The sequence below is a fragment of the Anabaena sp. FACHB-83 genome (assembly GCF_014697485.1).
Classification (GTDB): Bacteria; Cyanobacteriota; Cyanobacteriia; order Cyanobacteriales; family Nostocaceae; genus Nostoc_B.
In genome coordinates this window covers 45726-69820 of record NZ_JACJRY010000003.1, presented here as the reverse complement: position 1 = coordinate 69820, position 24095 = coordinate 45726, and the positions used below count along the sequence as shown (strand labels likewise).

The following is a 24095-nucleotide window of genomic DNA, read 5'->3' as shown; positions in this document are numbered from 1 at the left end:
TAACCTCCGTAGAGTTGCAGTAGTAGATTGCTTGGCAACCCAAGCTTTCCTCTAGCTAGTGAAACACACAGCCACAGCTGCTAACCTCACGCTTAAGCTAGATCAATCAAGGTTTAACACTAAATTTGCGTATTTACCACTAAAAAAGCCATAAACTTTCGTTAATTAACACTTGTAGCACAGCGAAAACCTGTAAAAACTTGGCGTACACAGGGATAGTACCAGTTCCGAAAACTACAACGTGCTACCCAGGGACGAGTTGCCCAACTACCGCCTTTTAATACACGGTGTTGGTGATCAAAATAAACTTGCGAGTAACCCACATAAGGGTAACTTTGAAAACCTTGGTATGGTGTAAACCAAGAAGCTGTCCATTCCCAAACATTGCCGAGGGTATCTAATAAGCCGTAGGGACTTTCGCCTCCAGGGTAGTTACCGACTGGGGTTGTCTGACCGATGAGGCGATCGCAATTACAATATTTTTGTGAGGGCATTTCTTCACCCCAAGGATAGGTGCGCCGACGTTGAGCTTGAGCATCCCAACTAGCAGCTTTTTCCCATTCGGCTTCTGTGGGTAAACGCTTGCCAACAAACCGCGAATATGCTTCCGCTTCGTACCAACTTACACCGCAGACTGGATGATCATCATAACTGCGATCGTTCTGCCAATATAGCGGTTCTGTTACCTGTTCTACTTGTAGCCATTGCCACCCAGCATCAGACCACCACTCAGGATTTTTATAGCCTCCCGCCGCCATAAATTCCCGATACTGCCCACAAGTCACCGGGTAACGGTCAATCCAATAAGTATCCAGATATACTCGATGACAAAAACTCTCATTATCCAACGCATCCAAAGAATTATTTCCCATTTCAAATTCCCCAGCCGGAATCATCACCATCTGGGTGTTGAGTGCTGAGTGCTGTACACTGAGCGGAGTCGAAGTGTGAGTGCTGAGTGCTGTACACTGAGCGGAGTCGAAGTGTGAGTGCTGAGTGCTGAGTGTGATGTTATTCCCTTGTACCCCTACACCCTCGCACCCTTGCTTACTGAGCGCAGTCGAAGTAGGGTTACTGAGCGCAGTCGAAGTATGCACCCCTACACCCTTTCCTCTTTTCGACAATTCCAACACATAGCTGAGAATTTCACAGTGTTGACTTTCGTGCTGAATTAAAAATCGCCACAGACGTTCTTGGGGTTTAATATCAACCACTTCCAGATATTGCAGCACTTTCTCGCGGACTGTCTGCAAGTAATAACGGATTTCGGCTAAGTTTGGTAATTTGACACGTTCTGACTTGGGTAAACCATCAGCCGCAAACAGCTTACGATATTGCGGAAATAAACACCTTAAACCCGCACTATGTTCTAGCAACCATAAAGACTCAGTGTAAGCAATATGTCCTAAGTGCCAGCCAATAGGACTAAAATCAGGATGATACTGATTGCAAAATGTAATATCGTCTAGCTCATCCAACAGCTTTAAAGTTCTTTTTCGACAATCATTTAAAGCATAATAAATAAATTCTTTGGTGCTAGTAGATTTGCTCAATTTTGATATCACAGTCTTCTCCCACACTGATGATGCTATTCTCTGGGCAAGGATTCCAATTACCAGGAAATAAAGGTTCCGAAGCAATAATTACTGAGTTCGGGAAATTCAGATCATCTCGTATCCAATACAAAGACGGATTTGCTGCACCAATAGCAAAACGCGAAGCTATCAAACGTTTACCATCACTGAAAATAATGTTAGCTAAAACCTTGATTTGATGACGTTTCGCTAGTTCAGCAATACCTAACAAAGTAGTGCGTAAGGCATATTCTGGCGGACGATGTTTGTTAATTTGACGCTGAGAAAGTAACAACGCAAATAAATGTTCAGAATCTGTACTGCCATAAATTTTGTCGTAAAATTCTGGTGCTAAAGTGCTACGAATTCTGCGGTGTAATGTTTGCCGAAAATTTTCAATGAATCCGTTATGCAGAAATAGCCAATTTTCGTGATTAAATGGCTGACAATTGGCAAAATCTAAAGCTTGTCCGATTGTGGCACTGCGGACATAACCTAATACGCAACTTGATTCTACGTAACGGCTCAGATGGGGTAAGTTAATATCATTCCAAATCGGCAATGTATTTTTGTAGATGTAGGGAGCAGTATCTTTGTGACTATGATACCAACCCATACCAAAACCATCTGCATTTACTACCCCAGAATTCATTTCACGGGGTTGATAACTTTGGACAATCAAAGAATGTTCTGGTTTATACAGAAGATGTTCCAAAGATACAGGCGAACCAAGATAGGCAAGTAAACGGCACATGATAAAAGTATTTACTCCCAATTGCAGTACAGAATAAGCTTTTTGGCTGAGAATTTCCTGAATTGTAAATGAGTTTGCCCTATACTTGCCGTCTTCACCCTGCCAACCTCCTGATACACTACAATTTTTTCAAGTTATATTATTCTCTAGTAATTAGTAACCTTGACTACAAAATTATTTACCAATTACTTAACCGATAATTGCTCATGACTAACTCAATGATGGTGATTTTTCCATACAGGCACAATCAAACATGGGTATTTGATGATGAGCGTCTGGGTTTGGTGCAAGAACCGTTTGTGAGTGGTGTACCTGAGATGATTGATATTCTGGTTCAGGGTATAGCTAATGTGGATGAAGGATTTAAACTGCTGTTTTCTGCTAGTCCTTTCCCTGGTTATCAAGCCGAATTAACTTGGTTACGTGAGGAGTACAACGGTAATTGGTATTTGTGGCGGGAAAAAGGTCTGGAAGGTTGGTTATGTCCAGCGTTATTTAAATATTTTGAGCAAGCGCCAGCAAAAATATATTGTCAAGCTGAAGGTTTGTATTCCTAAATTATGCGTGAAATACAAAATCCCCGAATTCTTAAAAAAATCGGGGATCTGAGCATATCGATATTTAGCTATATTTACGAAACGCCAGGTATCAGAGAACGCAGAGTATTAATAAAGTTTTGCGCGTAGTTCTGGGTGGAAAAATCGAGGGCGCGTTGGCGTGCAGCGATCGCGACATTTTGGGCAAAGTCTTGTTCATCTAGATAGCGGAGAATTGCGATCGCCAATGCTTCAGAATCACCGTAAGGTGTTAATAAGCCATTCACTCCGTCGGTGATAATTTCGGTGGGGCCGCCAGCATTACCCGCAATGACAGGTTTACCTAGCGCCATCGCTTCGATAATCACAATGCCAAATGGTTCTTGATCAGAAGCATGGACAAAAACATCCATCGCTTGCACCCATTCGGGGATATTGCGCTGGAGTCCGGGCAGAATGACTTTTTCTTGCAGTCCTAAATTTACTATTTCTGATTTCAGAAAGTCTTCGTAGTCTGCTTCTAAGTCATGCTTACCACCAACTACCACACAATGAGCATTGGGATATTTCTGTAAAACTTTTGGCATTGCTTGAACGAGGACGTGCATTCCTTTCCAGCGTTGCATTCTGCCGACAATGCCAATTAGCGGCCCCTGTAATGGCAAACCCAACTTTTGCCGCGCCATAGCAGGAGTAGGCAAAATAGCAGGATCAAAACGATCTAAAGCTACCCCTGGATACACTAAAGATACTGGTAGTTGTGGGGTGATTTTTGATTGCGCTGCTTGAATAGCTTTGGTAATGGTGACTACGCCACGCGCCGGCATTAGATTAACTAAGCGTTTTAAAAAGTTCTTCCCATCAGGTGTTTCTTGTTGATACCACAGTGCCGGTTTACCTGCTAGTAATCCTGCCAGTCCGCCTGTTAAATGGGATAGCCACATCCAACTGATAATTACATCTACCTGTTGACGTTTAGCTATGAGTGCTATCTTGATGGCTGTGGCAATTAAACGGTGTAATTGACGGACACGACCACTAGGAAAAACCTGTGCATCAATACCAAGCGATCGCACTTGTTTGACTAAGGAACCATCTTCACCAAAAATTACTAACCACTCAATATCACTATTTCGTCCTTGCTGCAACAGATCCCAGAAAGTCATTTCACTGCCACCGCGTTGTTCAGCCAATGGCATCAGGATCATCACTTTCATATAATTAACCTCTAATGAAGTTGGGTGATTTTTTGCGACTGGTGGTATTTATGTCCTGCCATCGCCATAGCCAAAAATCCCCACAGAATTATTCCGGCGATACTTAACATCCCACTGCCGATAACTAGCTGGGCAGTAGCACTAAAACCAATGGCACGGGCTGTACTTATAAAGCTATCAAAACGTGATTCTGTGTAATTAGCAACGCTAAAAAGCGTCAAGATTAATCCACCCAGATAAAATACGGCTCCAAACCAGCCAAGGGTGAAAAACATATCTAAAATACCACTGTCAATTACAAAAACTTCGATTTGTCCAGTCTTTTCATTGACTTTCCAAGTATTGCCGATGCCATTACCTAATAAATTAGAAAGAGCTAAACTGAGGTTTCTGTCGTAACTTCCCGATCTATCCCTAAAGCTAGTATCTTCTTGCAGATTCGTAAAAGTCTCTAAACGCGCTGCCACCACGTCAGAAATTGGCTCGATAGTAGTCAATGGCACAACACAGGCGGCTATAACTAAAATCAAGATGATGAGTCGCATTTGAATACGGGCTTTGACTGAACCCATAATCATGATGACTCCTAATAACCAGCCTCCCCAGTTAGTCCGCGCTTGTGTGAGTAAAAATGATAAGTAACCAACAGCCGAAGCCGGAAAGATTAAGGGGCCTGAACTGGTAAATAACAACAAAAGGCCTGCTTGCATCACCGCACCAAACGGCCCGACTGAGTGCAACGTACTCCAAACACGCATTCCGAATGGTACAGGGTCGCCAGAACTGGTAAATAATTTTGACTGAATTAGCCAATATCTATCCCATTCCGGGGCGACGACAAATTGATAGATGCCGTAAGCACCAGTTAGCAATACGCACCAAAGAAATGTCCTTTGTAAATTTTGGCGATAACTGGGATAATCTCGCCAATTCATGAATAGGTGAAAAGCAAAAATAATTGGACTGAGCCAGTCTAGCAAGCCGCGTGCAACGGGGACTGGAGTGTTATAAATTAAGCCGACGAGAAAACCATAAATTACGCCGACAAAAGCCAATATAAAAGGTAAACCTCCCTGACGAGAGGCTTTAGGAAAGTGTCGTAAGAAGGTGGCAATTGTGACAAATACAACTAAATATGGTGCAATCAAAATTTGGCGGGTAGGGTCCCAACCAACCTTATAATCAATTAAACGGGCAACTAAGGGTGTGATAAACCACATCCACCAAGTAAAACCGATGTATAAAATCGGATGTCGCAAGTATAAAAATATCGCTACGATTAAGGCGGTGACTGGATAAATTAGGCGTAAACTACCAGCTACACCCGCAAAGTAACAGGTTACACTCAGCAAGATAAAACCGAGGATGGCACTCCAACCTTGTAGCGATCGCTGTTTTGGTGAAAATGGTGTTTCTGAAAAACTATTAAAAAGTAATGATTGAGATATCATACCAATTTGTTATTTGTCATTGGTCATTTGTCATTGGTTATTGGTCATTAGTTCTTTGGCTCCCCCTGCACCCCGGTCACTGAGCGCAGCGCCGCCCTGAGCCTGTCGAAGGGTCGAAGTGCTGCACCCCTGTAACCTGTCACCTCTAACCTGTCACCTGTAACTTGCCATGTCTGCCATCCTTGCCAGCGACCGCGCCAGGAGGCTAAAAGTTTGCGGGTGGCGAGTCGGCCTTGGCTGGGGAAGAATCTTAGCCATTGCAGGCAACCAAAACAATCTCTAGTACCAATGAAAACTGCCCACAGCAAGAAGATGAGGCGACGTAGGGGTGATAAATGTTCGAGTAATACTAAAGTTTCGTTATGAACTAAGTTAATTTGTGCGATCGCATTAAAATTATTGCGTTGGTCTTCGTCAAATCGCTGGGCGGGATAGTGGTCTACTGCAACTTGTGGGTCATAAATGATCTGCCAACCAGCACGTTTTAAAGCGAGGGTGAATGCCATTTCAAAATGTACCTGTGCGCCTGAACCTCTCATTCTCTCGTCAAAACGTAAGTTGGCGATCGCCTGAGTACGGAAACTCATGTTCACACCTTTGAGGACATCGACTGGACGAGCTGCGCCGACTCCAAGATGATGGTTGCCAATTACACGCCCAAACCACTGCAATTCACCCACCACAGCGCGAGATTCATCTTCAATTTTGTCACCATAATGTATCCAATCACGCCCACCAACACCGCCTATTTTGGCATCTGCGAGTAAGTGGGCGTTAATTTTCTCTAACCAATCAGGACGAGGTGCAGCGTCATCATCAGTAATAGATAAAACATCTCCCTCAACGGCTGCAAGTCCAGCGTTGAGGGCGGCGACTACTCCAGGAATGGCGACGGTGACGATTTGTAAAGGTAAATGATGGGCAGGAAAGGCTTGGAGAAATTGCCAAGTTTGGGTATCTGTATCCCGCACAACGACGATAACTTGATCAACGGGTTTAGTTTGCGCTTGCAGTGCCGAAAGGCAACGAGATAGATCCAGAGGACGGCGATAGGTCGGGATGAGAACTGTGTTCTTCATGCTGTTGTAACTCCTCAAATAGATCCATATAGGTTTGGGCCATTGTTGACCAACTGTGTTGTTGGGCGACGGCGCGGGCGGCTTGACCCATTTGTTGCATCAAGGTGCGATCGCTGGCTAAAGATGACAAAGCAGCAGCTAAGGCTTCCACATCATCTGAATCTGGTAAAACAATTCCACATTCAGGTGTGACTAACTCTGCCCCACCGGTAGCTGTGGCGGTAATGACAGGCAACCCAGAGGCGAGGGCTTCTAACAAGACCAAGGTGCAAGCTTCATAACGGGAGGGGAAGACAAATAAATCTACCGCCCGCATGATTTCGGCAATATCCCGGCGATAACCGAGAAAATGTACCCGTTCGCTAATGCCTAAATCGGCGGCTAACTGTGGAAAGGGACTACCATCAGTACTCCCGACTACGGCTAGGTGTAAATCAGGTACTTTCACTAAGGCCTGTAAGACGCTATCTAAATTCTTCCGTGGTGTACGGATGTCTCCGGCAAATAATCCTAAATTTACATTCTCTGGTAAGTTTAATTTTTGGCGAGAAGCAATACCAGGGATAAACTCTTGCAAATCGACACCATTGACGATGACTCGGATGCGATCGCGTGGTACGCCAATTTTAATTAACTCTTGGGCAACTTTCTCTGAGACAGCAACTACAACTTTAGCGCGTTGAAAAGCTTGTTTTTCCCAACGGGCATTTAAGGCGGTGTACAGCCATTGATAAAAACCGTAAGCATCGCGGCGAACACGAGAAATATGTACAGGCGATCGCAACCAAGAACTATGCACAAAATGTACAGCATTCACATCTGCTGCCACATTGGTAATTGCGCCATTGATTTTTAATAAATCGATTTCTGAACGATTTTTTTGTAACCAAGACGCACTTTTATAAGCAAAGATAAAATTCCGAATGAACTCGCTCGGATAACCATCAACAGGAATTTGTACCCAATTAACTTGATTATTTTGGGCAAGTTCTGGTGATATTTCACTAGCTAATAATGTTAATTGATGACCACGAAGAATCGCTTCTTGAGCAACTTCATAGTTGACTCTTCCTTGTCCATCACCTTTTTTAAGTTTGTGGGTAACAATGCAAAGTTTCATTGATTTTCATAAGGATAACTACTATAAACAATCTGATTAAGTGAAGAACAATTAAATAAATTAAAACAAAACCTTCTTCACTTCTGCCTCCTGCTTCTGGTTGGTGAATCTCGACACTTCGACAAGCTCAGTGCATTGCTTCGCTCGATTACCGCGCAGCCGAACCACTGCCTCCTGCCTTTACCTAACGATAAATATTCATGCTGTTCTACTGACTTTGAGAAATTGATTAGCTAATGGTTGCGGAGTAAAACTAAGTATCAGTGCTGCTAAAGTTCTGGGGTTCAATTTTTGTCTTTTAAATGCTTGGAATAAGTAAGGACGTGCTGCTGTTGTTTGATGATTCCGCAGTAAACCAATGCCTAAAGTGGTATGTGATTCTAACCATTTCGCTTGAAAATACTCATGAAATTCTTGCAATCTGCCATCTTCCATGAATGCTTTGTAGCAAAAGATTTCGCTTTGGGCTTTGCGAATTTTGGCGTTAGCATTTCTACTCCCACTTAACATTGTATCGGTGAGTTCATGGGCGCGATAATAAGTTAATCTTTCGGGATAATAGTACGCACCATAACCCGAAATGCAGCAGAGATAAGTTAGATATAAATCCCACATCCCGCCGACTTCTTGCGGAATGCTATCCCAATCAATGACACCATTACGAATTACACAAGCAGCAGCCGTGGGGATACTTTTATCAATTAAACCAATTTTAGCGAAAAATGTATGAATACCTGGGGCTAAAATATCTCTTTTGAAACCGCGTGTATTTGCTTCTGTACCAAGATGATTGATATTACTGTCACTATCAATAATATATTGGTCAGAAAAAGCCAAAATCACATTAGAATGAGCTTCCAGTATTGGCACAAGTTTCGCTAAAAAATCTTCGTGCCACATATCATCATCATGGAGACTGGCAACATATTTACCTTGTGCCATTTTGAAAGCATTCATTTGATTAGACAACATCCCCACATTTTCAGGATGTTGCCAAAATCTAATGCGTGAATCATCAAAAGATTCGATAATTCCTTGGGGGCTTTCGTCACTACAATTATCAGAAACGATGATTTCAAGATTCTGATAAGTTTGGTTAACTGCACTGGCGATCGCTTGCTTTAAATAATCTGGTCGATTGTAAGTTGGGATAACAACACTAACCAGAGGTTGCTTTACGTTCTGCTGTAACATATCCCTTCACACTGATAAATGTATTGATTAATAAGCTGTAGATAAAACTGAATAGCAATGCTGCGATCGCTCTTACACTCAGCTTTTTCTTTTGCCAGACATACCAAAAATGAGGGCGTGCTGATTCTGGCTGTCCAGCTTTTAATAAACTCATACCTAGATATTGATTAGCTTCGATTAATCTCTGCTGAAAATGTGGATATAACTCTTTTAATCTGGTATCTTGCATAAAATGTTCATAACAGAAAATGTGATTTTTTGCCTTACGGATATTAATTTGAGCATTATCTGTTAATGTATCTGTTAACTCATGTTCACGGTAACGAGTGAGTTTTTCTGGAGTATAGTAAGCGCCTAAACCAGAGCGAGAACAGAGATAATTGATATACAAATCGTAAAAGCCACCCACCTCTAAAGGAAATGCTTGCCAATCTACAACATCTTTACGAATAACAGCAGCATTGGCAGTAGCTACAGACATATTTTCGATAGCAATTTTATAAAAAGGCTGATGAATTCCTGCTGTTAAATCAGCTCGTTTCCATGTCTTGGAACACTCTTGAGTCAGTTTATCATCTATCTGCCCATCAGCTTTAATCACGTAATGATCACAAAAAGCTAAAGCCAAATCAGAATTAGCTTCCAGAGGGGGAACAAGCTTGGCTAAAAAATCAGGTTCCCACATATCATCATCATGGAGGCTGGCCACATATTTACCTTTAGCGATGACAAAACCGTTAATAATATTGGCAACCATCCCAATGTTATGTGAATTGCGGCAAAACCGAATTCTTTCATCTTGAAAAGCTTCGACTATTGGTTGAGGACTGATATCACTACAGTTGTCACAAACAATAATTTCAATATTTTTAAATGTCTGATTGACAGCACTGGCGATCGCCTGCTTTAAATACTCTGGGCGATTGTAAGTAGGAATAACAACACTAACTAATGGTTCTGTTAATTCAATACTGCTAGACATACAATTAAATCGTTATCTTTTTTAATAGATTTATCTGGAGACTAAGCATCCCTAGTTATTTTCTAAAAACCCCATTGATGATTGCTAAATTTCGTATTTTCTACTTTCATCAAAGTATGAAATTCAGCAATAGTCTGGGCATAAATTTGATTTAAACGCTGAACATGAACATCAATCGTAAATTCTTCTTGATACCAAGCTTGTCCTTTTTCACCCATTGTTTTCGCTTTGGCATAATTGGTTGCCAATTCATTAATTGCCGCCGCTAATTGTGCAGTATTATTAGGTGAAACTAAAAGCCCAGTTTTGCCATCTTTTATATGTTCAGGAATGCCCCCGACAGCACTGGCAATTACTGGACGATAACGCGCATAAGCTTCTAAGGTGACTAAACCAGCAGGTTCTGGCCAAAGACTGGGAAAAATCACCGCCAAACACTGTTGATATAAAGTTTCTAATTGTTCAGAATTACACCAACCATGCCAAGTAATGCGATCGCCTAGACCCAAATCATCGGCTAATTTTTCCATATTGGCTTTATCCCAACCATCACCAGCAATATCTAAATGGATATGTTTTTCAGTTTTGCTTAAGGCTTTGAGTAGCCACTCTAAACCTTTATCGGGAACTATCCGACCAACAAAAAGAATGTGCTGATTTTGATAAATTGTTCGACTCAGAGGTTCTGTCTCCACCTTGGGTAACTGCACACCGCAACGTAGTGTAATCACTCGTTCTGGTGATATTCCAGCACTAATGATTTGCTGACGAACATATTCACTATTAGCTATTACAGGGATTTTCAATTTTTTCAGGGTATTTAAGGGATTGTAAGCATTCCACCAATTACCTAAAATTCTGTGTGGTCGCCGACTACCACAACCATCAACTACATGACCCCAAGCACAGCCTAAAGGATTCATGACGCGATCGCAAATTTTACCTCGGTCTGCTAAATATTTGGTTCCACTCGGACAGTAACTACAATGATTGTGCAGGGTAAAAATAGCTGGACATTCTTCGCGTAAATCCGCTAAAAATTCTGGGTCGTGAAGGTGTAGTAATTTAAATTGCTTTTGATCCTCTGTCTTAATCGACTTGAGAATATGTTGATGTACTGTTGCTTGTTTGGAGATATCACAAGATTCTGAAATTTGTGAAAGTGCTAAAGAAGCCACATAAGTTTCAATTCCCCCTCCTCCGTTAATATTAGTGTTTGTGCAGTGGTAAATCATCTCTGTATGGGTTACATTTTTGCTCATTTTACTGGTAATCGGAAATCGGGGATAGAAAAGAAAAATATCTGGATTTATGTAATATTTTATTTAGAAAAAGCCAGGATAAAGTTTGAATTTTACCTGTTGCTTATTCCTTGTTTCCTTTCACAAACCGACATTTAACCACAATTTATGTCTAACATCATTGACATAATGCCTCATGGCAATCTTTGGACTGGCAAATTTATCTGGATAAATGAATTGGTCTTCTACATTCAAAATATATTTTTGCGAACAGAAAGGTTTAGCATGATTATGGTGCATTGTTAAATGGGCAATTGTTTGTTCTGTAAAATAGATAGGCTGATCTGGCAATTTTGCCAACCGTTCAATTGCCCAACTCCAATCTAATTGATGGTTAAATAAAAGAAATCCAGCATTAACTGGCTGCAATTTTTCGTTTTCATCATAGATCAGTCGTTCATCTAAAGAAGCAGAACAATCAGGAAGATAATAGCAAGATTTATCAGCTACCTTAGTGAAGTTATCTAAATCTACACCACCAGGAAAGAATAAAATATCGGAATCTGTATAAATAGTTGTACCGTTTACCGGAATTGACATCAATGCAGCTAACTTTTTACCTAATGGATGAATTTGAGCATAATTAGTAACACATTGAGGTAAATCATCCCGAATGAGTTTCGTGACAGGGACAACATCTACACAAGGATGAATCCGACAAAGTAATTTACAGCTAGAGTCGCTATAACTACCATCAGAAATAACAATAAATCTTTTTGGTATACCAATATTCCGAATAAATGAACGAATACTAGCGACTTGTTCTGGTAAATCACGCTCGCAAGAAAGCGAATAAACTGTGATATCAATCTGGCGAGTTTGCTTGATTGGTAAAGTGCTAATTATATTAATAAACTTGGTGTAGATGTTACGGATAAATCTACCTTGCATTCTAGCAGCATGGTAGCCAATATTTACCATTTATTTAACCTCAAAATATTAGAAGAATAATTAACCGCACATAAATAACAGAGGCTAGGGACTAGGGACTAAAGCTTTTGAAAATGAGATTTAGTGAGTTAACTAGCCTCTAGCCTCTAGCCCCTAATTCTTACCCTGCTTGTCCCATTTCATACTGAGTTTTGTGATATTCCCAAAGCTTACCTTTTAGCTCTAAGAGTTCTTGATATTTACCTTGTTCGACGATGCGTCCTTGTTCTAAAACAACAACTTTATCGGCGTTGGCGATAGTAGAAAGACGATGAGCGATCGCAATTACCGTCCGACCTACCGATAGCTTTTCGATGGATTCTTGAATCAAGCGTTCAGTCACAGAATCGAGTGCGCTGGTGGCTTCATCTAATATCAAAATTTCTGGGTCGCGTAACAAAGCCCGCGCGATCGCTATTCGTTGGCGTTGTCCACCAGATAATCTTACGCCTCTATCTCCTAATTTGGTGTCAAAGCCTTCTGGCATTTCTTCGATAAATTCTACAGCGTTGGCTAACCGCGCTGCTTCTCGAATATCTGCGGCTGTCGCGCCTGTTGTCCCATAAGCAATATTTTGCCAAACAGAAGTATTGAAGATAAATGTATCTTGACTAACAACGGCAATTTTTTGCCGTAATGAATTGATATCAAATCTTTGGATATCAACTCCATCAATCATCACATGACCTTCTGTGGGGTCGTAAAATCTCGGAATTAAATCAATTAAGGTACTTTTACCAGCACCCGTGGCTCCTACTAAGGCTGTGGTTTTGCCTTTTTCAATACTGAGTGTGACATTATTTAATACTAAATAATTGGGGTCATAACCAAAATCTACAGACACAACATCAATTGAATGTTTTAACCCAATAAATTGAAGTTTGCCATTCTGTAAATAGGTTTTATCATCAGTCCTCACTAAATCTTTAATATTGTCGGCTGCACCTGCTAAGGTACTCAAATGCGCTCTCGTACCATTAATATCCTGCACAATCGGCACTACCCGAAACAGCACAAAGAAAAATGTTAGTAAAGACGCAACTTGCAGTGTGCCATTCACAACAAAAACTGTAAAAGCAAAAATGATCATCCCGATGAGAATTGTACTAGCGATACTTTCTGCTAATGGTCTCACCATTGCCCAAATTAAGATAACTTTTTTGGAACTTTTAAGTACATTATCACTAGCCTGATAAAAACGCTGACGTTCAAAATTTTGCGTCCCAAATGCCTGAACTGTACGAATCCCGTTAATAAATTCTATGGCTGTGGAAGTAAAATGACCGTTAGCAATAGAAGTACTAAAACTACTTTCTCGCGCACGCGCATTGAGAGTTGATAAGCCGACACCAGCCAAGGTAAATAGTAATAAAGATGCAATCGATAACTGCCAAGATAGCAAAAACATCGAGATAAAGTAGACAGTAGCGGTGATAGTTCTGGTCATTAAAAATGCCGTACCACTAAACCACTGTTTGATGCGCTCAATTTCTGTCGTAATTGTATTAATCAGTTCCCCAGAGCGAGTTTTTGCGAAGTAACTGAGGGGCAAACTTTGTAACTGTTCAAAAATCTGCTTCCGCAGGCGATCGGCTAAATATAGCTGAGTGCTTTCTGTATAGACTTGCGCTAAATAATTAAAACCAGCCCGGAACCAAGTACTGAGTAAAATCAGCAAAGATATCCGATACAACCGATTAATTGCCGAACTATTTGCAGCTAAAATCCAAGTATCAAACCACTCGACACCAGTTTGAATTGGTTTTGCATTGGGGTCAGTTAAGTTTTGCAAAAATGACAGCAAAAACCCAATACTAAAACCTTCAAATGTTGCCGCTATAAAAGAGAAGACTAAAGCAAATATAGCAACCTTGCGAAAATGTTTAAATTCTCGCAATATTAAATAGTTATTTTGCCAAAATGTAGTAGCTTTAAATATATTATTTAATTGTTGGTTTAGTTTAACAAGCATGAGTTTGCGAATAAATGTTTTCTAATTTCTACAGGTGGCTACAGATGCTCTATGATATTTAGCTCTAGCCTAAGTGCGGCAAATGATGTGATCAATTACCGCACTGTTTGTAGAGGTTGTTAGCTAGATAGAGAAGACGGCAGTTAATAATTATGAATTATGAATTATTAAGTTTGATTCCGCCTGGGCTGACCAAGATTTTGTCATCACAGGTAATTGATTCAGGGAAATTTGAGCTTCTGAACTTAATCTTATTGCTGTTGCTAAAGTCCAAGAGCGAGACCCAATAAAACCCATATCACCCCGCAGTACATTGAATAACTGTGGTAAGTTTTCTAGACCAGATTTACGCATCCAAAGAGTTAAGGGTGTAAGCTTAGGTTTGCTTGTAGTGGAGAATTTAATAGCTTGGAAAAGCCTACCTCGTTCTCCTACATACCACTCAGTAGAAAATAGAGAGTCAGGTGAGGTAATTTGCAACAACATTACTAATCCCAACATAGCTGGACTTAGTAATAGCAGCAGAAATAAAGCTGCTATCCAATCAATCAGTCGCAGGAACCATCCCCAAGGTTTACTATTTTGTTTAAACAGTAAATTTTCTGAAGATCCGTAAAGAAACATGGGCTTATGAGATTTTTTACAAGCATCTGCCCAAAACTTTACCCAAGTCTCACCAATTTGAGGGTCTACGCTCACCAAATTTACAGGAGAATGTTTTAAGCAATCGATTAATAATTGCTGGTTTTCTAAAGCTGGCAAATATGGCTGTTGAAATTTACCGGGAGATTTCACTAACAATTTATCCCGCCGCCATTGTAGTGTGCAGTATGAGGTAGCTTCGGTTGTAGGTTGTAGAGTTACAGTCTGTGGAGTACGAACTAATGAGCTAGTCATGTGTCTTTGGATTAGTACGATAGTAAGTTGCTGATCTCGAAGGCGATTCATGCCAAAGACTTTGATCTGAATCTTGTCTTGCTCTTAAAATTAGTAGATGAATGATTAGTAAGAATTCAGTACCCAGGAGTCAGAAGTAATTCAGTATGATTGCTAAATTTGATGGGAGCAAACTTGTTGTTGATGCTGATGAATATTCTGAATATAACGCGATGTGCGACTTATTCTTGAAACCCCTCTCCAAACCTCTCCCCGAAGCGGAGAGAGGCTTTGAATCTTGCCCCCCTTCCCTGTCTGCGACACGCTGCGCGAACGTAGGGAAGGGGTTGGGGGTTAGGTTTGAGAGAAAGTTGCACACCACGTAATATAGCAATCCTAAATGATTTATAAACTTCTTTCTCCCTTGTCTACCCTGTCTTCCTTGTCACGCCACTGAGGGAGTCGGCAGAGCCGCCCAACGCAGTGGCTCTCCCTTGTCTCTGTTGTTTACATATCAAATGGAACTGATATAGCAATCAATATTTAGGGAAAACTTGCAGGTAAACTTGGTATTTTGTGAGTAAAAGAAATATTGGATAGATGTAGAGGCAAATCATCCAATATTCCTTTAGGTTATGGATGAGAACTATGTTGAACTTTATCTACCTTTGTTATTGATTTTCTCAGTTGAGAAAAACTAGTCCACTGTTGTCTTTTAGCTGCTTGGAAGGGGCTTTAATCTCTAGGATATAAGAGTCTGTAGAATTGACTATATACGGAAGCAAATTCTTTATTTAGTCTTTAAAATCATGAGACTTAATCATCATAATTATAAAGCTGAGATAAATATACTGATTTTCCACACAGTAAATAGGATTTAATTTTGACAATTAAAATGTTTAATCAAGACATTAAAAATAAAAAACTTAGATCCCCGATTTCTTGAATAAGTCGGGGATCTATTTTTTCCAGGACATAAAAAATATGTGCGATCGCATCCACCAAAAGAGCGATCGCACATATCTATAAACTTCCAAGTTGTACTATTTTTCTACCGCTTGTTTCAAAGCCAAACGGTATTCTTTGGGATAATGGACAAAACTGCTATCTGAGCTAGAAACACCATTAGCCACTACCCCAATCAGATTTAACCGACTCAACATTCCTGTAGCTTGAGCAAGTTGGTTACGAGTCACCACACCCATACTAGCCACTAACACCACACTCCGACAGGACGATGCTGTTAACATTGCATCTACCAAACCCAATACAGGCGGCGCGTCTATCAGTACCAAATCATAATTTTCTTCAAAGGTTCTCATCAGTTGCATCATGCGCGGAGAACTCAACAAATGGGCGGGATCAGTCGGTTTTGGCCCAGCCGTCAAAATATCAATATAAGCTGAACCCAAAGATTGAATGCCAATCTGATTCGGTAAAGTAATCTCGCTACCCAGTAAAGTGGAAAGTCCTTGCTCATTAGGCAAATTTAGCTGTTCGTGCAGACTGGGATTGCGTAAGTTAGCATCAATCAACAGCACTCGTTTGTGTAAGCGAGCCGCACTCATCGCCAAACCCAAAGCCATACCTGATTTAGCTTCATCAGGTAAAGCCGAAGTAATCATCAAAGACTTCAAACTAGATACAGTATTGAGCAGTTCAATGTTTTTGTAAATTAAGTCTAGAGATTCCCAACGTGGAGGCGACTGTAACACCTGAATTGTCCAAGGTGCAGGGGTTTCTGGCTTCCCAAAGGGTAACTTGATAATTGAATCTCTGGCTTTAGCGGGGGGTAATTTTGGCGTTGTTCCCAACAAAGGTAAAGCAACTTGCTTTTCTAACTCAGCCGTTGTATGTACCGCATCATCAGAAGCCTCACGTAAGAAAGCTGCAATTCCGCCCAACATTAACCCCACCACAGCACCTAATAAAAGGTTTTGTTGCAAGTTGGGGCCTAACTGCACACCCACATGGGGTTCTTCTACAACTTCCCAATTAAATCCACCTTTAGCTAATTCTTGGCGCAGTTGTTGTTCGGCTCTTAACAACTGCTCAAATCTTTCGCGGCTAAATACCAACTGTGGTTGGATGCGATTGTAATAAGCCAACAAAGGCGGGAAGCGTTTGATTTCAAACCGTAATTGAGTTTCTTTTTGCGCCAAAGTTTGATCACGGGCGCTCAATGCAACTATTGTTGTTTGAGTTTCTACTAGTTCACTCGCCAAGTTCAAATCAATTTGGCCAAACTGTCCTTGTTCTAACAGCGAGTCTCTAGAACCAACTACACCAGATGATCTTCCGCCTAGAGTTCTGCCTACTTCTTGTTCTAATAATGCTTTTTGACTACCTAACTGCTCTTGTAGCTTCTGTACATTGGGAGTTTCATCAGTAAAGCGCAAACGTTCTTGAGCTAAAGCTAATTCTGTTCTTTGAATTTCGTTGAGTAAGCCTTGGTAACGTGTAGATTGGCTCAACCGGGAAGCAACGAGGGCATTTTGGGGAGAACGGTTCAATTGTTCTTCTAAAGATTTCTGTCGTGCTATAGCTTCTTGATATTGAGCGCGAGTTGTACGACGTTCTTGCTCAACATTATTCAGTGCATCTTCCAAAGCTTTGGCTTGAGCTACCGGGTCGATTAAATTTTGGTTACGACGGAATCTTTGGAGGTTAGACTCAGCCGCATTGACTTCTTCACTGGCCTTACTCAACTGTTCCCGGATAACTTGTAGACCTTTTTGCAGCCTAGAATCTTGTTGTTGTTTGTTGTATTCCACATAAACTTCCCGAACAGCAGTTAAAACTTTTTGGGTTTTGATGGGGTCTCTGTCGGTGTAGTCTACTTGGAAAATTTTGGTGGCGATATTATCTTCTTTGGTTTTGAGTTGATTTAAAGCTAAAGCGCCTTTAATCTCACCTACAGTGATGTCTGGATATTCTTTACGCAGTTTATCCACTGCCTTTTGAATCAGCCCTGAACTCTGCATGAGATTTAGCTGAGTGCCTGTGTCTATTTCTACATTTGATTCAGTAAACTGATTTTCAACTCCACCTGCTTCTTGTTTACCTTGATAGTTAGGTTCTACTAACAGTTGCATTGAGCTTTTGTAAGTAGGTTTAGTCTTAGCAGTCATAATTGCTGCCATCGCAATTGAAGCTACGAATACTGCGACAAACCAAGGAAACCTACGAATAAAAACTGCTAATAGTTGTCCATAACCCGGCTCTGTATCAGTAATTTTATTTACACTGGGATTAAGACTAGTTTGAACCACTTTTATTATCCTTCTCTGCGAGACGCTACACGAACAACTAACAAGCCAGATGAATAATTAGAATAGAATTCAGGAGTCAAGAGCCAGAATTGAGTATAAATTCTGTGCGACTCGTGGATGAATAAACGGTTTTAAAACTACCTCTAAATTGAAAATTGAGAGGTTTTCCATTAGCTGCGGGTATAAATCACGCACTAATTGATTCTGACTTCTTACTTCTGAATTCTTCTACATACAAGTTTGATCAATAAGTTGCTCAACCTTCCTAAAAAATACTGGTTCTGAGAAATTGTTCACTGCATGATTACGAATATTTTCATAATTCCAAGTGATGCGTCCGGACTCTAGTAATGCAGCTTGTAGAGAGTCTGGTGATTGTCGTTTAAAAAAGACTCCAGTTTCGCCGTGAATTTGGGTATCTAAAACACCACCAGCACCATAGGCAATAACTGGTGTACCACTAGCATTAGCTTCTACAGGAACTAATCCATAATCTTCTAAGGCGGCAACAATCACTGATTTGGCTTTTGCAAACAAATCTTTACGTTTGCGATCGCTAACATGACCTAAAAATTCAATATTATTTAATGCCTTGGCTTTGAGGCGTGCTTGTTCTGGGCCGTCACCTGAGATTAATAATCGCCACCCCAACCAATTAAAAGCTTCGATGATTATATCTAGCCGCTTATAACTGATCATCCGTGCAGATGCTAAATAATAATCTTCTTTGGTATCAGAATAAACAAACTTACTGGTATCAATTGGATAGTTAACTACAATTGCGGGTTTACCATAAATCTGTTGAATTCTCTTAGCAACAACGCTGGAATTGGCAATATATAGGTCAGGTTCCTGAGCATATTTCAAGTCTACATTCCGCATCAATTGAAAAATTTGTTCAATTAACGGCGCGAAATATCGATAATCTCCATACTCACGTAAATATGTTTCTGTATCCCACAAAAAACGGGTGACATTATGACAAAAACAAACATGGTGAGCATCAGGTCTTTTGCGTACAGCTTTGGCAAAACTAGTGCTACTGCTAATAATTAAATCGTAGTCTTGCAAATCCAAAGCTCGAAAAGCAGGAAAGTAAAAGGGTGCCATCATTCTAAAATATTTGGCTGCACCCGGAATTTTTTGTAAAAAAGTTGTATTGACTATCCGCTCACCTAAATCAATAGTTTTTTGTGGGTCATACAACGAAGTAAAAACATCGGCTGTGGGGTAGCGCCTACATAATAATTCAAATACGCGCTCTGCCCCTCCACGCTGTGTTAAATAATCATGGACAAGAGCAATTTTCATAAATTTAATTCAACCTGCTACCAAATTTTATTAGACAAGTAATTTAATCAATTACTGTTAAAACTTTAGTGTTTAGAACTATAAAATTTTATAACCAATTCATTGGTTCAATAGAATACTTTTTGGCAATATTTATCTGATTTTTTTAGTTGCTTCAATTATTTATAATAGTTACTTCTGATCAAAATTCATTATTCAGCAAAAATATTTCTTTAGAGATAGAATAAAGACCGAATTGGAAAAATTGCTAGACTCAGATCCCCGACTTCTTTAAGAAGTCGGGGATCTGGTTACTCACGAATAATTAAATTAAATGTCAGAACTCAGGAATCAGAATTAGATAAAGCCAAATCTTACACCACATTGAATAATGATTGTGAGAAATAGATTTATTGTAGAGACGTTGTAAGTAGGTTGACATAATTATTGAGAAGACGCATTTCGACTTCTCCCCAAGGGAGACGCTACGCGAACGCTCAATGCTCGATAGCCTTACCAATACAACGTCTCTACTCACTTCTACAATCTAAAATTCAAAATGGGATTACCCAACAGCTACGAGAACTTTTTCAGAAGCAAAATAAGCATTTTGTTCTGCGCGTAATTGGTCACAAAGTCTACCTTCGGGTAACTCTACATCGTCATAAGTCAGCACTTGATCGCGGGGAATATCTCGTTTTAAGCGACAGCCTTCAGCTAAACCCATTGGTAGAAGTTTTTGTGCTTGAACGATGGGTGAATTTTCACATTGACCGTAGGTCATATAGTAACCAATGCCGTCGAGAGTTTCGCCAGCTTTCAAATCGATTTTGGCCGTTGTGACTACATCGACCATTGGTTTATTAATTGGAGCCATGACTGCATCATGGAATAAGACAGCACGAGCCACTGATAAGGGAACTTCAAAATGACAGAGGTGATAAGGAGTATAGAAGCTATAGAGAGGCCCTTCACCTAATTTGTAGAGGTTGAGGTAGTGGCGTTGTTTGGGGTCGTCGTGGGTAGCGAAGACAAATACACCGGGGCCGGGTTTAGCACCAACTACATAATCGACGATACCGCCTAATTCTTTGAGTTGGTCAATGTCATACATATTGGTCATTTCATCAACATGACCTGTGAAGTCATAGCCCAGCATTCCCCGTTTAGCGACTTGCATCCCGGTTGCATTAGCCACGATCGCCTGCTCAAAGGAAATTTTGCTACCATCAGCAAAGCTTGTTACCATGTGGGCTTTTTGTCCCCAACGTTTAGCAAAGCCTTCTTGGGTGGTGGGGTTGCGATAGGGGTCTTGCAAGCCTTTGATGTTACCGCACAGTAATGGTGTTAAACCAATGCTCTGCACGAAGCGGTACAGATTCATTTCTACCCCTGGTTGGTCGCCATCGCAAGCACTGAGGATAACGCCTGCTTTGTCGGCGTAAACTTTCAGGATGGGGCCGACAGTACCATCGAGTTCAGCATTCATCATAATGACATGCTTGCGATGGGCGATCGCTTCCATAACGATATGAGCGCCAAATTCAACTGCGCCAGTTACTTCAATAATTGCTTCAATGCTCTCAGCTTGACAGATGATTTTAGCATCGTCGGTGATTGTATATTTGCCACTGGCGATCGCATCTTCTAAATCGCTGACAGTGTTCACCACTTGCACATCTGCAATACCAGCTTCTGTATAAGCTCTTTTGGCTCCATCAATACTGCGGTTGAAGATAGCAACTAACTCCATTCCCGGAACAGAATTAATAATTTGATTAGCAATTCCTCGCCCCATAAAGCCAGCACCAATCATTCCTACTTTGATGGGATTACCAGCAGCAGCACGAGCTTTTAAAGCATTATCAATAATAATCATGAAATCCCTCTTTGAATATCACTAAATTATCTGTGGTTAATATCAACTATTAACTAAATTGTCAGCGTAAATATGTCTCATTATCTTACTAATGACAAATGACAACCTTAAGTAGTTACCTTGATTTGCACCTACTTACTTATACATTTGCCGAAACAGCTTCAGCTTCTCCAACACGCATCATACTCAGCAATGGCCAATTCAAATCTTTTTCAGAAATTTCTGTGACTTCTACAGGCCATTCAATGTTGAAAAATGGGTCATTGTAGCGTAAGCCACGCTCATATCCTGGTGTATAAAACTCACCAACTTGATAGATAACTTCTGCATCATCTGTCAGTGCTTGATAACCATGAGCAAACATTTCAGGAACATATAAAGCCCGACGATTCTCGGCTGTTAATTCCACACCAATATGCTGTAAAAATGTTGGTGAATTAGGACGCATATCAATAATTACGTCATAAATTGCCCCTTGAGTACAGCGCACTAATTTTGTTTCGGCTGCGGGGTGGAGTTGATAGTGCATTCCCCGCAGAGTACCTTTTTTATAGTTATAAGATAAATTACATTGAGATACTACTGGTTTTAATCCGTGGGCTTCAAATTCTTGAGCGCAAAAATATCTAGCAAAAAAACCGCGATGATCATTTTTGGCTTCTAAGTCAATAATGTAAGCATCTTGAAGACTTGTAGCGGTGAAAATCATGAATTACCTCAATATTAATGTTTGATTGTCTCAGAATTTGGGAGCTATAAATCAGTACTCAAAATACTTAAAAAATCAGGAAAATTCATCAATATAAATATCAATTCTCCTAGATATATTTTAAATACTCACCCTTCGATAAGCTCAGGGCATCGCTTCTGAATACTGAGTTATAAACTCTTACTTAATTTGTGAAACCAGAACTTTTTCTGATTCAGGTACAGTCACTTCAGCTCTGGGATGGGTATCATCCCAAAATTGTGTACACAGGTCTGGTCTTTCAGGAGGGTTAGCTGTGTAGCAAAAGAACAGGGTTGAGCGTGTTTCGCTGCGTACAGTTCCGTGATGTAAAGTATTTTTAGTATCTACAAAAATGATTGTACCTGCTGGACCTGGACAAGATTTCCAAGCTGATTGAGGTATGACTTTTTTGACAATTTCATCATCAATCCCCATATAGCTTGACTTTAAAAGCTGGTAGTAAAGCCAGCAAGATTTCAGACTAAATAAATGTGTTAAAGAACGGGGAATGTATTGAAAAGGGCCAGTTTTTTCTTCTACATCATGCAAGCAAACAAAGATTTTGATTAAGCGGCGGTCTTCAGCATCGCTATGCCATAATAAAGTGCCGAATTGATGATCACTAGGGAAATCTTGGCGTAAGTGTACACCATGAAAAGTGATAGGTAGGCCAATATAATTTTCAATTATATTTAGCAATCTTTTTTGCGTTGCCCATTGAGAAAATTCGGGTAAAGCCGTCACTGTGGTAATGTGCGGCCATTTTTCGGCTAAATTTTCATTGTTGGGCTTTCGTATCCGCGACAATTGATAATTAGCAGCTTGGAGTAGTTCAGCACTAAAATCTAAACCCAAATCTGCCAAAGTTGTCGCATAAACACCATCTCGTTTGAGAGTCTCGACAATGATGCGATCGCGTGATTCTAATACTGGTAAATTTTTAGTATGTCGCCAACGTTTGAGGTTAAAAACCAAGTCGGAGTATAGGGAAAATATTTTGTATTTAATTTTTTTTAGCATGAGCTTATGATGTCGAAAATTGTCAGTCAACAGTTGGGAATTTATTTCCTCAATTACTAGAGTGATACTATGTATCACTAAGCAATTTCTTGCAGTATTTCTGGTTTCGGAAAAGTGTCATCCCAATATTGAGTGCAAAGTTCTGGTCGTTTGGGTGGATTAGTTGTATAAACAAAAAATAGTGCTGACCTTGCTTCGGTGCGGATGGTACCGTGATGTAAAGCAGTTCTGGGATCTGCAATGAGTACTGTACCGGCTTTCCCTATACAAGATTGCCAAGCTGATTTGGGAATAATTTTTTCTACTTGTTCATCGTTAATTCCTAAGTAACCAGACTGACGCAACTTGTGGTCAATTCGATAGGAATTTAAGTGCGGATATGATGTTAAAGATAAAGGAATATACTCAAACGGCCCGTGCTGTTTCTCAACATCATGGAGATAAATAATTACCTTAACCATTTTGCGGTCTTCGGAATCTTTATGCCATAATAATGTGCCGAATTGATGTTCATTTGGAAAGTCTTTGCGTAAATGTACACCGTGAAAAGCAACGGGTAAACCTAAATAATTTTCAATTATCTTTAATAGTCTGTTATTACTTCCCCATTGATAAAATTCTGGTAAATCTGTGACTGTATAAATTTGTGGTAGTCGCTTATTCAAATGAGAGTTATGAACATCTGCCATTCTGCTTAATTGTTGATTAGCAGCTTGTAGCATTTCTGGGGTGGATGGTAAGCCTAAATCGGCAAGTGTGGTTACATAAGCACCTTCTCGTTTGAGGGTTTCGACAATCAAGCGATCGCTTGATTCTAATGCCGGCAGTTTGGCTGTATGCTGCCAGATTCTCATTCTATAAGCTAACTCTGAGTTGAGTGTTGCCATTTTGCCTTTTAGTGTATTCAGCATGGCACAA

The 24095-nt window shown here is 40.4% G+C and carries 19 protein-coding genes; 1 reads left to right on the top strand and 18 read right to left on the bottom strand.

Annotated elements, in window-relative coordinates; genetic code table 11:
* Positions 1–161: 161 nt before the first annotated feature.
* Together H6G79_RS04450 and egtC are read right to left on the bottom strand one after the other, a co-directional pair.
* Positions 162–1565, bottom strand: coding sequence for an ergothioneine biosynthesis protein EgtB (locus H6G79_RS04450; RefSeq protein ID WP_190590703.1), 1404 nt, complete (start codon positions 1563–1565; stop codon positions 162–164).
* Positions 1537–2328, bottom strand: coding sequence for an ergothioneine biosynthesis protein EgtC (gene egtC / locus H6G79_RS04445; RefSeq protein ID WP_190590702.1), 792 nt, complete (start codon positions 2326–2328; stop codon positions 1537–1539). Before egtC ends, H6G79_RS04450 begins: the two co-directional genes overlap by 29 nt.
* A 206-nt stretch (positions 2329–2534) precedes the next feature.
* Between egtC and H6G79_RS04440 the strand changes: the two genes are divergently transcribed.
* Positions 2535–2885 carry a DUF6717 family protein gene (locus H6G79_RS04440; RefSeq protein ID WP_190590701.1) on the top strand — a complete coding sequence of 117 codons (351 nt, stop codon included), beginning with the start codon at positions 2535–2537 and terminating at the stop codon, positions 2883–2885.
* A 74-nt stretch (positions 2886–2959) separates the two neighbouring features.
* Here H6G79_RS04440 and H6G79_RS04435 read toward each other — a convergent pair whose 3' ends face one another.
* From H6G79_RS04435 to H6G79_RS04360, 16 genes are all read right to left on the bottom strand, one after another.
* The gene (locus tag H6G79_RS04435) at positions 2960–4081 is read right to left on the bottom strand and encodes a glycosyltransferase family 4 protein (protein ID WP_190590700.1); all 1122 of its coding nucleotides are present in this window, start codon (positions 4079–4081) and stop codon (positions 2960–2962) included.
* Between the two features lie 11 nt (positions 4082–4092).
* The gene (locus tag H6G79_RS04430; RefSeq protein WP_190590699.1) at positions 4093–5532 is read right to left on the bottom strand and encodes an O-antigen ligase domain-containing protein; all 1440 of its coding nucleotides are present in this window, start codon (positions 5530–5532) and stop codon (positions 4093–4095) included.
* 47 nt (positions 5533–5579) lie between these two features.
* On the bottom strand, positions 5580–6611 hold the full coding sequence (locus H6G79_RS04425; protein WP_190590698.1) for a glycosyltransferase family 2 protein: 1032 nt from the start codon (positions 6609–6611) through the stop codon (positions 5580–5582).
* Positions 6529–7731: a glycosyltransferase family 4 protein gene (locus H6G79_RS04420; RefSeq protein WP_190590697.1), complete on the bottom strand. Its 1203-nt coding sequence runs from the start codon at positions 7729–7731 to the stop codon at positions 6529–6531. The genes H6G79_RS04425 and H6G79_RS04420 overlap by 83 nt, the downstream gene beginning before the upstream one ends.
* A gap of 198 nt (positions 7732–7929) precedes the next feature.
* A complete protein-coding gene (locus H6G79_RS04415; RefSeq protein ID WP_190590696.1) occupies positions 7930–8925 on the bottom strand; it encodes a glycosyltransferase family 2 protein in 996 nt (331 codons plus the stop codon).
* Complete coding sequence (locus H6G79_RS04410; protein WP_190590695.1) at positions 8891–9907, bottom strand: glycosyltransferase family 2 protein; 1017 nt, start codon at positions 9905–9907, stop codon at positions 8891–8893. Before H6G79_RS04410 ends, H6G79_RS04415 begins: the two co-directional genes overlap by 35 nt.
* 62 nt (positions 9908–9969) lie before the next feature.
* Positions 9970–11169, bottom strand: a complete 1200-nt coding sequence (locus tag H6G79_RS04405) for a glycosyltransferase family 4 protein (protein WP_190590694.1) — start codon at positions 11167–11169, stop codon at positions 9970–9972.
* A 120-nt stretch (positions 11170–11289) separates the two neighbouring features.
* Entirely contained in the window at positions 11290–12129 is an 840-nt protein-coding gene (locus tag H6G79_RS04400) for a hypothetical protein (protein ID WP_190590693.1), read from the bottom strand.
* Positions 12130–12259: 130 nt separating this feature from the next.
* Entirely contained in the window at positions 12260–14110 is a 1851-nt protein-coding gene (gene hepA, locus H6G79_RS04395; RefSeq protein WP_190590692.1) for a heterocyst formation ABC transporter subunit HepA, read from the bottom strand.
* A gap of 150 nt (positions 14111–14260) precedes the next feature.
* Positions 14261–15007 carry a heterocyst development glycosyltransferase HepC gene (gene hepC, locus H6G79_RS04390; RefSeq protein WP_242048197.1) on the bottom strand — a complete coding sequence of 249 codons (747 nt, stop codon included), beginning with the start codon at positions 15005–15007 and terminating at the stop codon, positions 14261–14263.
* Positions 15008–16029: 1022 nt separating this feature from the next.
* Entirely contained in the window at positions 16030–18258 is a 2229-nt protein-coding gene (locus tag H6G79_RS04385; RefSeq protein ID WP_190590690.1) for a polysaccharide biosynthesis tyrosine autokinase, read from the bottom strand.
* 228 nt (positions 18259–18486) lie between these two features.
* Entirely contained in the window at positions 18487–19569 is a 1083-nt protein-coding gene (locus tag H6G79_RS04380) for a glycosyltransferase (protein ID WP_190590689.1), read from the bottom strand.
* Positions 19570–20113: 544 nt separating this feature from the next.
* Positions 20114–21427, bottom strand: a complete 1314-nt coding sequence (locus H6G79_RS04375) for an NAD(P)H-dependent oxidoreductase (RefSeq protein WP_190590688.1) — start codon at positions 21425–21427, stop codon at positions 20114–20116.
* 139 nt (positions 21428–21566) lie between these two features.
* Positions 21567–22136, bottom strand: a complete 570-nt coding sequence (gene rfbC / locus H6G79_RS04370; RefSeq protein WP_190590687.1) for a dTDP-4-dehydrorhamnose 3,5-epimerase — start codon at positions 22134–22136, stop codon at positions 21567–21569.
* 180 nt (positions 22137–22316) lie between these two features.
* Positions 22317–23177 carry a phytanoyl-CoA dioxygenase gene (locus tag H6G79_RS04365; RefSeq protein ID WP_190590686.1) on the bottom strand — a complete coding sequence of 287 codons (861 nt, stop codon included), beginning with the start codon at positions 23175–23177 and terminating at the stop codon, positions 22317–22319.
* Positions 23178–23254: 77 nt separating this feature from the next.
* A complete protein-coding gene (locus tag H6G79_RS04360) occupies positions 23255–24088 on the bottom strand; it encodes a phytanoyl-CoA dioxygenase family protein (protein WP_190590685.1) in 834 nt (277 codons plus the stop codon).
* Positions 24089–24095: the final 7 nt, after the last annotated feature.

What these genes read in the sequence shown, in the direction of transcription:
- hepC (WP_242048197.1), bottom strand. Translation starts at nt 15,007, where the DNA reads ATGACTAGCTCATTAGTTCGTACTCCACAGACTGTAACTCTACAACCT.
- H6G79_RS04435 (WP_190590700.1), bottom strand. Translation starts at nt 4,081, where the DNA reads ATGAAAGTGATGATCCTGATGCCATTGGCTGAACAACGCGGTGGCAGT.
- H6G79_RS04410 (WP_190590695.1), bottom strand. Translation starts at nt 9,907, where the DNA reads ATGTCTAGCAGTATTGAATTAACAGAACCATTAGTTAGTGTTGTTATT.
- H6G79_RS04360 (WP_190590685.1), bottom strand. Translation starts at nt 24,088, where the DNA reads ATGCTGAATACACTAAAAGGCAAAATGGCAACACTCAACTCAGAGTTA.
- H6G79_RS04415 (WP_190590696.1), bottom strand. Translation starts at nt 8,925, where the DNA reads ATGTTACAGCAGAACGTAAAGCAACCTCTGGTTAGTGTTGTTATCCCA.
- H6G79_RS04400 (WP_190590693.1), bottom strand. Translation starts at nt 12,129, where the DNA reads ATGGTAAATATTGGCTACCATGCTGCTAGAATGCAAGGTAGATTTATC.
- hepA (WP_190590692.1), bottom strand. Translation starts at nt 14,110, where the DNA reads ATGCTTGTTAAACTAAACCAACAATTAAATAATATATTTAAAGCTACT.
- H6G79_RS04430 (WP_190590699.1), bottom strand. Translation starts at nt 5,532, where the DNA reads ATGATATCTCAATCATTACTTTTTAATAGTTTTTCAGAAACACCATTT.
- egtC (WP_190590702.1), bottom strand. Translation starts at nt 2,328, where the DNA reads ATGTGCCGTTTACTTGCCTATCTTGGTTCGCCTGTATCTTTGGAACAT.
- H6G79_RS04420 (WP_190590697.1), bottom strand. Translation starts at nt 7,731, where the DNA reads ATGAAACTTTGCATTGTTACCCACAAACTTAAAAAAGGTGATGGACAA.
- H6G79_RS04365 (WP_190590686.1), bottom strand. Translation starts at nt 23,177, where the DNA reads ATGCTAAAAAAAATTAAATACAAAATATTTTCCCTATACTCCGACTTG.
- H6G79_RS04405 (WP_190590694.1), bottom strand. Translation starts at nt 11,169, where the DNA reads ATGAGCAAAAATGTAACCCATACAGAGATGATTTACCACTGCACAAAC.
- H6G79_RS04425 (WP_190590698.1), bottom strand. Translation starts at nt 6,611, where the DNA reads ATGAAGAACACAGTTCTCATCCCGACCTATCGCCGTCCTCTGGATCTA.
- H6G79_RS04440 (WP_190590701.1), top strand. Translation starts at nt 2,535, where the DNA reads ATGACTAACTCAATGATGGTGATTTTTCCATACAGGCACAATCAAACA.
- H6G79_RS04375 (WP_190590688.1), bottom strand. Translation starts at nt 21,427, where the DNA reads ATGATTATTATTGATAATGCTTTAAAAGCTCGTGCTGCTGCTGGTAAT.
- H6G79_RS04380 (WP_190590689.1), bottom strand. Translation starts at nt 19,569, where the DNA reads ATGAAAATTGCTCTTGTCCATGATTATTTAACACAGCGTGGAGGGGCA.
- rfbC (WP_190590687.1), bottom strand. Translation starts at nt 22,136, where the DNA reads ATGATTTTCACCGCTACAAGTCTTCAAGATGCTTACATTATTGACTTA.